At 70.6% G+C, this 12,030-nt stretch carries 8 protein-coding genes; 2 read left to right on the top strand and 6 right to left on the bottom strand.

What is annotated here, in order from left to right; genetic code table 11:
• From gatC to E3T33_RS04320, 5 genes are all read right to left on the bottom strand, one after another.
• Entirely contained in the window at window positions 1–297 is a 297-nt protein-coding gene (gene gatC, locus E3T33_RS04300) for an Asp-tRNA(Asn)/Glu-tRNA(Gln) amidotransferase subunit GatC (protein ID WP_092324945.1), read from the bottom strand.
• A gap of 38 nt (window positions 298–335) precedes the next feature.
• Complete coding sequence (locus E3T33_RS04305; RefSeq protein ID WP_166784390.1) at window positions 336–1,631, bottom strand: alpha/beta hydrolase; 1,296 nt, start codon at window positions 1,629–1,631, stop codon at window positions 336–338.
• A gap of 201 nt (window positions 1,632–1,832) precedes the next feature.
• Entirely contained in the window at window positions 1,833–4,133 is a 2,301-nt protein-coding gene (gene ligA / locus E3T33_RS04310) for an NAD-dependent DNA ligase LigA (RefSeq protein WP_134574825.1), read from the bottom strand.
• The gene (mnmA, locus tag E3T33_RS04315; RefSeq protein WP_174775331.1) at window positions 4,126–5,280 is read right to left on the bottom strand and encodes a tRNA 2-thiouridine(34) synthase MnmA; all 1,155 of its coding nucleotides are present in this window, start codon (window positions 5,278–5,280) and stop codon (window positions 4,126–4,128) included. Before mnmA ends, ligA begins: the two co-directional genes overlap by 8 nt.
• A gap of 130 nt (window positions 5,281–5,410) precedes the next feature.
• Entirely contained in the window at window positions 5,411–6,643 is a 1,233-nt protein-coding gene (locus E3T33_RS04320; protein ID WP_092324937.1) for a cysteine desulfurase family protein, read from the bottom strand.
• Window positions 6,644–6,764: 121 nt separating this feature from the next.
• On the opposite strand from E3T33_RS04320, the gene glgX reads away from it, so the two are divergent.
• Together glgX and ybaK are read left to right on the top strand one after the other, a co-directional pair.
• Window positions 6,765–8,822: a glycogen debranching protein GlgX gene (glgX, locus tag E3T33_RS04325; protein WP_092324935.1), complete on the top strand. Its 2,058-nt coding sequence runs from the start codon at window positions 6,765–6,767 to the stop codon at window positions 8,820–8,822.
• Entirely contained in the window at window positions 8,819–9,313 is a 495-nt protein-coding gene (ybaK, locus tag E3T33_RS04330) for a Cys-tRNA(Pro) deacylase (RefSeq protein WP_174775330.1), read from the top strand. Before glgX ends, ybaK begins: the two co-directional genes overlap by 4 nt.
• A 117-nt stretch (window positions 9,314–9,430) precedes the next feature.
• Here ybaK and glgP read toward each other — a convergent pair whose 3' ends face one another.
• Complete coding sequence (gene glgP, locus E3T33_RS04335; RefSeq protein ID WP_092324933.1) at window positions 9,431–12,019, bottom strand: alpha-glucan family phosphorylase; 2,589 nt, start codon at window positions 12,017–12,019, stop codon at window positions 9,431–9,433.
• Between the last annotated feature and the right edge of the window lie 11 nt (window positions 12,020–12,030).

Genomic DNA, 12,030 nt, shown 5'->3' on the forward strand with positions numbered 1-12,030 from the left:
TCAGTCCTCTTCCAGGATCGGGGGCACCCGGAATTTGTCGCCGTCGCGGTCGGGGGCTCCGGAGAGCGCCTGCTCGACCGTCAACGAGGGAACGACGATGTCGTCACGGAACACGTTGGTCAGGGGCATCGGGTGGCTTGTCGCCGGGACGTCGGGTGTGGCCACTTCCTGGACCTTCTTCACCGACTCCACGATCTGACCCAGGTCGATTGTGAGACTGGCGATCTCTTCCGGGCTGAGGTCGATCCGGGCGAGGCTGGCCAAATGGGCAACCTGCTCGGCCGTGATTCCAGACATGAAACTCCGTACGGTTCGTCGAGGTGGATGCCTCAATTCTATTCGGAGCCGCTGGTGGCCAGTTTCGCGTTGTCCGTGCCGATCAAGGCCATGTTGTGCAGCGACTCGCTGCCGGGGGTGAAGTAGCCGTTGTGGCCGAGCGCCCCGTCGAGCCACGCGCCGGTGACGCGGTCCCTGGCCCCGTCGACGCCCAGGGTGTGCGCGCCGTACGACGCCGCGCCGGGGTCGCTGCCGAAGAAGGCGCTGTTGACGGCGGGATCCCAGTCCGCCTCTCCGACGTAGACGTTGCCGCCGGCCACGGCCAGCTCGGCTGCCGACTGGATGCCGCTGCCCGGCGAGCCGACCATGACGAGGGCGTCGACGCCGACCGACCCGCGCGCGAGCGCAACGAGCGAGACCGTCGAGCCGTAGGAGTGGCCGAAGACGGAGATGTACGGCTGTTCCGCGCCCCGGGCCGAGCGCACGCCGAGCCAGGAATCCTCGAGGAAGTCGGCACCGGCCTCGGCCCGGTCCAGGCCACCGACCGAGAAGAGGTCGGGCGTCTCGTAGCCGATCCACGCGATCGTGGCGACGGTGGCCCGAGGTCCGCCGTGCGCGACACGGCGCGCGAGCACCGCGCGCTGCTCGGCGTAGAGGTCGTCGGCGGTCGTGGCCCAGTTCACCAGCTGCTCGCGCACGCCGTAATTCATTCCCGGAACCAGGTAGCTCAGATAGTCGGCCGTGTCCGGGTTCCCGAGCGCGATGGCCGCCCGCCCGCCGGCGGCGGTGTCCAGCAGAATCAGCGACCGCCTGGGACCGTCCTCGTTCGGCCGCAGCGCGTCCCTGACCTGGTGCAGGACCGCGAGTTCGCCCTCCAGGCGAATGCGCTCCGGCCCGGTCGCCGTGGCCAGGGCATCGGTGACTTCGGCCACAGTGTGCGCGAGGTAGCGCCGGTTCGCCAGACCCCGTTCCCGCGCCGGCACGCCGTCGAGGTTGCCGACGAGCTGCGGAACGGCGCCCGCCATTGTCGCCCGCCGGTCGGCGTCCAGGCCGGCCCACCACTCGGTGACCGCCGTGGACGACGGCGGCGATGACAGCAGCGCGTCGATCTGCCCCGGGTGTGCCGCGGCGAAAGTGGACAGGTCGCCCGGCGAGAGGCTGGACATCCCGACGAGGAGTCCGGCCCCGCGGAGCGTCGGGAGGGTGGCAACGTCGACGGATGTTCCGACCCGCGCCGAGAGGTCGAGCCAGAGCGGGGAGGACGCGCCGCCCGCGGGGACATCCGACACCCGCGTGGGCATGACGTCGGCGATGCTTGTCGCCGCGAATTCGGGCACACCGCTGAGCTCGCTCACCCTGCCGAGTGTGAGCGAGGTTGCCAGAACCGCTGCGACGTCAAACAGCAAAACCGGGTACGTCCCCTCCCGCATGACCGAAGGAGGGCCCTCGCGGGCCCAATTCAGGTCTCAGGATCACAGCCTAGTGACCGGAAAACAGCGGCAGGGAGCCGGTCCACCCCCGATTGTGGGGGATACTCCTTTGTCTGTCGGCCGAGGCTATTCCGAGGTAGAAATCAGCCCCGCGGGCCCTTCCGAGACCAGGATGCGGAAGCCGTCGGCGCCGAGCACGGGGATGCCCAGCTGCTCCGCCTTGGCGAGCTTCGAGCCTGCACCCGGCCCCGCCGCGACGTAGTCGGTCTTCTTCGACACGCTCGAGGCCGACTTGCCGCCGGCCGCGATGATCGCCTCCTGGGCTTCCTCCCGCGTGAACCCCTCGAGGGCTCCCGTGGCCACGACCGTGAGCCCGGCGAGCACTCCGCCTGCCGCCGCAGCGAAACCCGGACCGGGGTGGTCGGGGGTCTGGAACTGCACGCCGGCGCGGGCCCACGCTTCGACGATGTCCCGGTGCCAGTCGACCTCGAACCAGTCGATGACGGCGTCGGCGATGATGCCGCCGACCCCGTCGACCTGGGCGAGTTCCTCGCGGGAGGCGGCCCTGATCGCGTCGAGCGACCCGAAGTGGTTCGCCAGGGCGCGGGCGGCGACCGGGCCGACATGGCGGATGTTCAGCGAGACAAGGATGCGCCACAGCGGCTTGGCCTTCGCCAGCTCGATCTCCGCGAGGAGCTTGAGCGCGTTCGAGGACGGCTGCGGCCCGGTCAGGCCGTTCTTCTTCTCGGCGGCGGTCGGGTTGCGACGGAACGGCCTGCGCAGGCGCATGGTTCCGTCGCCCTCCTCGATCGGCAACCCGGTTTCCGCGTCCCGGACGACGACCTCGATCGGCAGCAGGTCGGCCAGGGCCAGGTCGAACAACCCGGCCTCGGTCGGCAGGGGCGGCTCCGCCGGCACGGTGGGCTGGGTCAGCGCGGCGGCGGCGACCTCGCCGAGCACCTCGATGTCTAGCGCGCCGCGCGAGCCGATGTGCTCGACCCGGCCGCGCACCTGGGCCGGGCAGCTGCGGGCGTTGGGGCAGCGGAGGTCGATGTCGCCCTCCTTCGCCGGCGCCAGCGGAGTGCCGCATTCGGGGCAGTTCGCGGGCATGACGAACTCTCGTTCGGTGCCGTTGCGCAGCTCGGCGACGGGGCCGAGCACCTCCGGGATGACGTCGCCGGCCTTGCGCAGCACGACGGTGTCGCCGATGAGCACGCCCTTGGCCTTGACGACGTCCTGGTTGTGCAGGGTGGCCTGGCGCACCTCTGAGCCGGCGACCCGCACCTTCTCCATCACGGCGAACGGGGTGGCCCGTCCGGTGCGGCCGACGCTGACGACGATGTCGAGCAGCTTCGTGTTGACCTGCTCCGGCGGGTACTTGTAGGCGATCGCCCAGCGCGGGGCCCGGCTGGTGGCGCCGAGCTCGTGGTGCAGCTCGAGCTCGTCGACCTTCACCACGACGCCGTCGATTTCGTGCTCGACACTCCCCCGGTGCTCGCCGTAATACTCGATGAAACTCGCGGCCTCCGCCGCGGTGGGCGTGACCTTGTAGTGGGTGCTCGTGGGCAGACCCCAGGTGGCCAGCAGTTCGTACACCTCGGACTGCGCGGCGACGGGCGGGCGCTCCCACGCGCCGATGCCGTGCACGAGCATCCGCAGCCGGCCCAGCCGGGCATGCATCAGCAGCAGCTGGGCGGGGTTCTTGCTCTCCGCCTTCTGGCGCAGGGACCCGCTGGCCGCGTTGCGGGGGTTTGCGAAGACCCGCTCGCCGGCCCTGCTCTGCTCGGCGTTCAGCTCGCGAAAGGATTCGACCGGGAAGAACACCTCTCCGCGTACTTCGACCAGGGGCGGGGGCACGGGCTGGTGCCCCGTGCCGTCGTTTGTCGCGAGCCGACTGGGGATGCCGGGCACCAGGGCGATGTTCTCGGTGACGTCCTCGCCGACCACGCCGTCCCCGCGGGTGGCGGCCGTGACCAGCACCCCGTTTTCGTAGCGGAGGTTGATGGCGAGGCCGTCGATCTTGAGCTCGCAGAGGTAGTGCACCGGCCGGCCGGCGTCCCGTTCCACCTTTGCGGCCCAGAGCGCGAATTCGCCGGCCGCGAACACGTTGTCGAGGCTGAGCATCCGCTCGGCGTGCTGCACGGGCGCGAACAGGGTGGTCTCGGCCCGGCCGCCGACGGTCTGGGTGGGGCTGTCCTGGCTCTGCAGCTCGGGGAAGAGCCGTTCGAGCTCGCCCAGCCGGTGGATGAGCGCGTCGTACTCCGCGTCGGAGATGATCACGTCGTTGCGCTCGTAGTAGGCGTCCCTGGCCAGGAGAATGCGCGTCTTCAGCGCGGCGGCCTCGGCGTCGGCGGCATGCAGCGCCTCGGCGGGCAGCGCCTCGGCGGCCGAAGCCGTCGCGGGCGCCGGATCGGCCGGGTCAGGCATCTGCCGCGGCGGAACTCATCGCCGCGACCGGCACCGCGCTGACCGTGCGGTCGATCGTGCACTGGCCGAGTACCCGGGTGCCCACGTAGACGACGGCAGTCTGGCCGGGGGCGACCCCGGTGAGCGGCTCGTTCGGAGTGATGACGAGTTCGGTTTCCCCGGTGGTGGAGCCTGACACCGGGACGACCTGCGCCACGGCCGGCTCCGGGTCGGCGTGTGCGCGGATCTGCACGTCGCAGTCGAAGGCGACCTCGGGGTTCGCGGGCGCGACGCCGCACCAGGTGAAGGTCGAGCCGGCGATCTCGCGGATCGCCAGCGCTTCCTTCGGCCCGACGACGACCGTGTTCGTGATCGGGCGCACCTCGAGCACGAAGCGCGGCTTGCCGTCGGCGGCGGGCGTGCCGATCTGCAGGCCCTTGCGCTGCCCGACGGTGAACGCGACGGCTCCGTCGTGCTCGCCGAGCTTGGCGCCGTCCCGGTCGAGGATGTCGCCGGTCGCCGGGGCCACCCGTTCGGCCAGCCAGCCGCGGGTGTCGCCGTCGGGGATGAAGCAGATGTCGTAGGAGTCGGGCTTGTTGGCGACCGAGAAGCCGCGCTCGGCGGCCTCTGCGCGAACCTCGGCCTTGGACGGCGTCGCGCCCAGCGGGAACATCGAGTGGGCCAGCTGCTCGGTGGTGAGCACGCCCAGCACGTAGGACTGGTCCTTGGCCCAGGCGCTCGCCCGGTGCAGTTCCCGGTTGCCGTCGGCATCCGTCAGGATCGAGGCGTAGTGGCCGGTGCAGACGGCGTCGAAACCGAGCGCGACGGCCTTCTCCAGCAGCGCGGCGAACTTGATCCGCTCGTTGCAGCGCATGCACGGGTTGGGAGTGCGGCCGGCGGCATACTCGGCGATGAAGTCGTCGACCACGTCGAGCTTGAAGCGCTCGGAGAAGTCCCACACGTAGTACGGGATGCCGATGATGTTCGCGGCCCGCTGGGCATCCATCGAGTCCTCGATCGTGCAGCAGCCGCGGCTGCCGGTGCGGAGCGTGCCCGGCATGCGGCTGAGCGCCAGGTGCACGCCCACCACCTCATGCCCCGCTTCGACCGCGCGGGCTGCGGCGACGGCGGAGTCCACCCCGCCGCTCATTGCTGCCAAAACCTTCATCCGACCAGTCTAAACGACCCCGCTCCCGGGGCTCCCCTCCGGCCCCGACTTTGGCCTGTGCGGTCGAGTTTGCCGCGCGCACCAGGCAAGCTCGACCGGAACTGTCAAGGTCGGCGAACGGCAGCGCGGGTCAGCGGGCCGGCTCGCGGTCGGCCAGGCCGGCGCGCGCCGCCTGCGCGTACGCCGCGGGCAGGGCGGCGAGGAACGCGTCGACGTCCGCGTCGGTGGAGGTGCGGCCGAGCGTGATGCGCAGCGCTCCCCTGGCCTCGGTCTCGCTCCGGCCCATCGCACGCAGCACGTGCGACGGTTCGGGAATGCCGGCCTGGCAGGCCGAGCCGGTCGAGACCGACACTCCGGCCACGTCCAGCAGGAACAGAAGGGAGTCGCCCTCGCAGCCCGGGAAGGTGAAGTGCGCGTTGCCGGGCAGCCGGCCGGCCGGGTCGGGGTCGCCGTTCAGCACCGCCTCCGGAACCGCCGCCCGAACCCCGGCGATGACGCGGTCGCGCAGGGCGGCCAGGCGCACGCCCTCGCCCGGCAGCTCGGCCACCGCGGCGGATGCCGCGACGGCGAACGACACGGCGGCCGCCACATCCTGGGTGCCGCTGCGCACCTGCCGCTGCTGACCGCCGCCGTGGATGAGCGGCACGACGGTGGCCCGGCGGGAGAGCACGAGGGCGCCGATGCCCACCGGCCCGCCGATCTTGTGCGCCGAGACGCTGACCGCGGACGCCCCGGTGCGGCTGAGCGCCGCGAAGTCGATCGGCACGTGCCCGTAGGCCGACACCGCGTCGACGTGCACCGGGATGCCGTGTGCCGCGGCGAGCGCGGCGACCTCCCTGATCGGCTGGAGCGTTCCGACCTCGTTGTTGGCCGCCAGGAGCGTGACGAGCGCGACGTCGTCCGGGTTGGCGGCGATGGCGCGTTCGAGGACTGCGACGTCCACGCGCCCGAGGTCGTCGAGCGGGAGCCATTCGACGACGGCGCCCTCGTGGTGTTCCAGCCATTCGATGGTGTCCAGGGTGGCGTGGTGCTCGCCCCCCGGGGCGAGGATCCGGGTGCGCGGCGCCCTGGCCCAGAAGAGCCCCTTGACGGCCAGGTTGATCGCCTCGGTGCCTCCCCCGGTGAACACCACCTCGATCGGGTCCGAGCCCACACTCCGGGCGACGACTTCGCGGGCTTCCTCGAGCATCCGTTTGGCGTTCTGGCCCTGGCTGTGGATCGAGGCGGGGTTGCCCACCACCGTCATCGCCTCGGCATACGCGCTAATGGCCGCCGGGAGCATGGGCGTCGTCGCCGCATGGTCAAGATAGACGTTGTCGGGGCGGACGTTGTCGGGGCGGACGTTCTCGGGGTAGACAGCCATGACGTTTCCTTCCGTGCCTGCGCGTGCCCCGTGCCCGCATTGCGCGTGGTGCCTGGGGGCCGTGTTGCGACCCGGACCTGTGTGGTCAGGGGCGGCTCCTTCACTCATTACTCTAGAACTCATGACTCCCGGCGATCCCCTGCGCGACCTTGGCGTCCGGGTTTCGGGCGGTGTCGGTGAACTGCGCGTGTGGTCGGAACACGCCGACGCCGTCGAGCTGTGCATCTTCGATGGGACGGATCCGAACTGGATCATCAAGACCGTTCCGATGACCCAGGATGCCCATGGCGTCTGGTCCGGGAAGTCGCGTCTGCTCGCTCCCGGGTGCCGCTACGGCATCCGGGTGTCCGGCCCCGCCGGCCCGACGCACGCCTTCCATCCCGAGAAGACGCTGATCGAACCGTATTCCCGGGGACTCGTGCGCGTCGGCGCCGACCAGTGGCAGTCATCCGTCGTCGACGGGAGCTTCGACTGGGCCGGCGCGGAAAAGCCTCGGACCCCCCTCGACCACGCCGTCGTGTACGAGGCGCACGTGCGCGGGATCAGCAAGCTCAACCCGGCGGTGCCGGCCGACCTGCGCGGAACCTACGCCGGCCTCGCCCACGCTGCGACGATCGGCTACCTCAAGAACCTCGGCGTCACGTCGATCGAGTTGCTGCCGGTGCACGCGTTCGTCTCCGAGCAGCGCCTGCTCAAGCAGGGCCTGATCAACTACTGGGGCTACAACACCCAGAACTTCTTCTCCCCGCACGCCGATTACGCCACGAAGGCCGCCCAGGCCGCCGGACCGGAGGCTGTGCTCCGCGAGTTCAAGGGCATGGTCAAACTCCTGCACGAGGCCGGCCTCGAGGTCATCCTCGACGTGGTCTACAACCACACCGCCGAAGAGGGCCCTTCCGGCCCGGTCACCAGCCTCCGGGGCGTCGACAACGCCGCGTACTACCGCCAGGGCGACGACGGCACCTACATCGACGTCACCGGATGCGGGAACACGGTCGATTTCGGCCACGATGTCCCGAGCCGCCTCGTGCTCGACTCGCTGCGGTACTGGGCCAACGACGTGCAGGTCGACGGGTTCCGGTTCGACCTCGCGGCGACGCTCGCCCGCAACGGTGACGTGCACTTCCAGCAGGACCATCCGCTGATCACCGCGATCCGGGATGATCCGGACCTCGCCGGCACGAAGCTCATCGCCGAGCCCTGGGACGTGGGACAGGGCGGCTGGCAGACCGGTAACTTCCCCGAGGGCTGGACCGAGTGGAACGACCGCTACCGGGACCGGATGCGGTCGTTCTGGCTGACCGACATCGGCGGCGCTCGGCGGATGATCCCGGCGGGCAGCGGTATCGGACGCTTCGCGACCCGGCTGGCCGGTTCGTCGAACACGTTCTCCCAGGAGCGCGGCCCGCTCGCCTCGCTGAATTTCATCACCGCGCACGACGGCTTCACGATGGCCGACCTCACCGCCTACAACGTCAAGCACAACGTGGGCAACGGCGAGTCCAACCGCGACGGCACCGACAGCAACCTCTCGTTCAACCACGGCACGGAGGGGCCGACCCGCGACGTGTCCATCCTCACCGCCCGGCGCAAGGCCATGCGCAACCTGATGGGGACCCTGCTGCTCTCCGCGGGCGTGCCGATGATCACGGCGGGCGACGAGTTCGGTCGCAGCCAGCGCGGCAACAACAATGCCTACTGCCAGGACAGCGAGCTCACCTGGCTGAATTGGGACTTCGACGACTGGCAGCAGGACCTGCACCGGGTCAGCCGGCGGCTGCTGCAGCTGCGCCGGGAGAATCCCGCGCTGCGCCCGGTGCGCTTCGGCCGGCCGGGGGAAACCACCCCCGGCGCCAGCCGGATGAACTGGTACAACGCCCTCGGCCGGACCATGTCCGAGGACGACTGGAATTCGCCCAGGGAACGCACCCTCCAGTACCTGGCCGCCAGTACACCGGAGCATGAGGAATACAACCGCATCCTGCTCATCGTGCACGGCCTCGAGCGGGACACCGGGGTGATCCTGCCGACGCACGAGGACGTCACCTCCTACACGCTGCTCTGGGACTCCAGCCATGACGACCTGCGTGACGCCGTGATCACCCACGACCCGGGCACGCCGCTTCTCCTGACGGGCGCCTCGATCCAGCTGCTGCGCACCAACCAGGCGCCGCGATGATCCGCAAGCCGGATGCCGGGGCGGGCACGCCGGCGACGCTCGCCCTCGTGCGGGCCGGCATCCCGTTCGCCCCGCACCCCTACGCCCACGATCCGGCCGCGGCGAGCTACGGCCTCGAGGCCGCGCGCGAGCTGGGGCTGGACCCGGAACGGGTGTTCAAGACGCTGCTGGCCGACGCCGACGGAGCACTCGTTGTCGGCGTCGTTCCGGTCGCCGGCCAGCTCGACCTGAAGGCGCTGGCCTCCGCGGTCGGGGCGAAGAAGGCGGTCATGGCCGACCCCGCACGCGCCGAGCGGAAGACCGGGTACGTGCTCGGCGGGATCAGCCCGGTCGGGCAGAAGAGCGCGCTCACCACCGTCATCGATGAGAGCGCCCTGCTCCACGACACGGTCTTCGTCTCGGGCGGACGCCGGGGCCTGGACATCGAACTGGCTCCGTCCGACCTCGCGCGGGCGGCATCCGCGACCTTCGCCGCGATCGCCCGCGCCTGAGCATCAAGCTTCCGCGCCTGGCGCGGGGTTGAGTTGCGGAGACAGTACCTTCCTCGGGCCCGCGAAGGTACTTTGTCCGCACGTCAACTGCAGGGGCGGGCGCAGCGGCAGGGGCAGCTAGCTCGCGACGGCGACCAGGCCCATCTCGGCCGAGCTGATCAGCAGGTCGTTCCGCGGCACGACCCGCACGGTGTACCCGAACGCGCCGGCGCGGTCGAGCTCGACCGTTCCGGTGAACAGGGTCGGGCCTCCCCCCTCCGACGGGCCGGCGGCGACGTCCGGGTCGGGCGTCCCGTCAGGTTCGAGCGCCTGGACCTCCACGTCACTGAGGTCGTCGCCGGCCAGGCTCTTGCCGTACACGACCTCGACGGTGACGTCCCTGACGCTGAGTCCGTTGAGCTGCACGTGGGCCCGCAGGTGCAGCTCATCGCCCACCTGCGGGACGGAGACCACCCCGCCCGACTCGACGTGCGTGACGGCCACGCCCGGCCAGGCGGCGCTGATCCTGCTCTTCCAGGCGGCGAGTTCCCGGGCGGCGCGGTAGTCGTTGGTGGAGAGCAGAGCCTCGTAGCGGGCGGCCGGCCGGTACAGGCGTTCCACGTACTCGCGCACCATCCGGTCGGCGCTCAGCTCGGGAGAGAGGGTGGCCAGGGTGTGACGGATGGCCCGAACCCAGCGTTCGGGGACGCCGTCGGCGTTGCGCTCGTAGAACGGCGGAGCGACCTGGTGCTCGATCAGGTCGTAGAGCGCATTCGCCTCGAGCCGGTCGCGCTCCGCGGGGTCTCCGGCGGCATCCGCCGACGGAATCGCCCAGCCGTTCAGGCCGTCGAAATACTCGGGCCACCAGCCGTCGAGAATGGACAGGTTGAGCCCGCCGTTCAGGGCTGCCTTCATGCCCGACGTGCCGCAGGCTTCGAGCGGCCGCAGCGGGTTGTTCAGCCAGACGTCCGTTCCCGGGTACATCAGCTGGGCCATGGCGATGTTGTAGTCGGGCAGGAAGGCGATGCGCGTGCGCAATTCCGGGTCGGCCGCGAACTTCACGATCTGCTGGATCAGGCGTTTGCCCTCGTCGTCGGCCGGATGCGACTTGCCGGCGATGACGATCTGGATCGGGTGCTCGGGGTGCAGCAGCAGGGCGCGCAGCCGTTCCGGGTCGTGCAGCATGAGGGTCAGGCGCTTGTACGTGGGCACGCGCCTGGCGAAACCGATCGTGAGCACGTTCGGGTCGAAGACCTGGTCGATCCAGGCCGGGGGGATTCCGCCCGGGTTCTGTTCCAACCAGGCGGAGCGCAGGCGTCGCCGGGCATCCTCGACGAACTGCAGGCGCATCCGGCCCCGAACCGACCAAAGGTCGTGGTCGGTGACGGCCGCGGACGCCCAGTCGGCGGTCGAGGTGTCGCTCGCGCCCAGGCGGTCCTGCGCGAGTTCCAGCAGCTCAGGGTCGGTCCAGGTCGGGGCGTGCACACCGTTGGTGATCGAGTCGATCGGCACATCGGCCGGGTCGAACCCCGGCCAGAGTCCCTTGAACATGCGGCGGCTGACCTCGCCGTGCAGTTTCGACACCCCGTTGGCGTGCTGGCCGAGCCGGAGACCCATGATGGCCATGTTGAAGACGTCGGGAGAGCCGCCCTCGTAGTTCTCGGCACCGAGGGCCAGGAGGTCGTCGACGGCCACGCCAGGCAGGAGATCCGTTTCGAAGTAGCGCCGGATCAGGTCTCGTTCGAACCGGTCGATGCCCGCCGCGACCGGCGTGTGGGTCGTGAAAACGGTGCCGGCACGTGCCACCTGCAGCGCCTCGTTGAAGCTCAGACCCTCGCCGATGAGGCTGGAAATGCGCTCGAGGCCGAGGAATCCGGCGTGGCCCTCGTTGGTGTGGAAGACCTCGGGCTCCGGCTTGCCGCTCAGGGCGCTCCACAGCTTGACGGCGCGGGCGCCCCCGATGCCGAGCAGGAGCTCCTGCAGCAGGCGATGCTCTCCACCGCCGCCGTACAGGCGATCGGTCACCAGGCGCAGATCGTCGGGATTCTCCGGGATGTCGGTATCGAGCATGAGCAGGCGGATGCGCCCGACCCGCGCCTGCCAGATGCGGGCGTTGAGGGTTCGCCCGTCGGGCAATGCCAGGGAGACCTGCACGTCGGAGCCGTCCGGGCGGCGCAGGATCGACAGCGGCAGGCCGTCGGGGTCCAGCAGCGGGTACTGCTCCATCTGCCAGCCGTCGGAGGAGATCGACTGGCTGAAGTATCCGGCCCGGTAGAACAGCCCGACGCCCACCAGCGGCAGGCCCAGGTCGGAGGCGCTCTTCAGGTGGTCTCCGGCCAGGATGCCGAGCCCGCCGGAATACTGCGGCAGGGCGGCGGCGATGCCGAACTCCGGCGAGAAGTAGGCGATCGCAGCGGGCTTGTCCCCGGTGAGGCCCTGGTACCAGCGGGGCCGGTCGAGGTACTGGCGCAGGTCGTCACGGAGGGCGTCCGCCCGGGCCACGTAGCCGGCGTCGGCTGCGAGCGCGGCCAGGCGGGCGGGATCGACGGCCCCGAGGAGCGCGACCGGGTCGTTGCAGCTCCCACGCCACAGCTCCGGGGCGATGTGCTCGAACAGGCGCCGGGTGGGTTCGTGCCAGGACCAGCGCAGGTTCCCGGCAAGTTCGTCGAGCGCGGCCAGGGGCTCGGGCAGGACGGCGCGGACGGTAAATTTGCGGATGGCCTTCACGAGGTCAACCC

This window comes from Cryobacterium sp. TMT1-2-1 (assembly GCF_004403955.1).
Classification (GTDB): domain Bacteria; phylum Actinomycetota; class Actinomycetes; order Actinomycetales; family Microbacteriaceae; genus Cryobacterium; species Cryobacterium psychrotolerans.

Bases quoted from the DNA above. Each gene is read 5' to 3' on its own strand.
- ybaK (WP_174775330.1), top strand. From the start codon at position 8,819: ATGATCCGCAAGCCGGATGCCGGGGCGGGCACGCCGGCGACGCTCGCC.
- glgX (WP_092324935.1), top strand. From the start codon at position 6,765: ATGACTCCCGGCGATCCCCTGCGCGACCTTGGCGTCCGGGTTTCGGGC.
- gatC (WP_092324945.1), bottom strand. From the start codon at position 297: ATGTCTGGAATCACGGCCGAGCAGGTTGCCCATTTGGCCAGCCTCGCC.
- mnmA (WP_174775331.1), bottom strand. From the start codon at position 5,280: ATGAAGGTTTTGGCAGCAATGAGCGGCGGGGTGGACTCCGCCGTCGCC.
- ligA (WP_134574825.1), bottom strand. From the start codon at position 4,133: ATGCCTGACCCGGCCGATCCGGCGCCCGCGACGGCTTCGGCCGCCGAG.
- E3T33_RS04320 (WP_092324937.1), bottom strand. From the start codon at position 6,643: ATGGCTGTCTACCCCGAGAACGTCCGCCCCGACAACGTCCGCCCCGAC.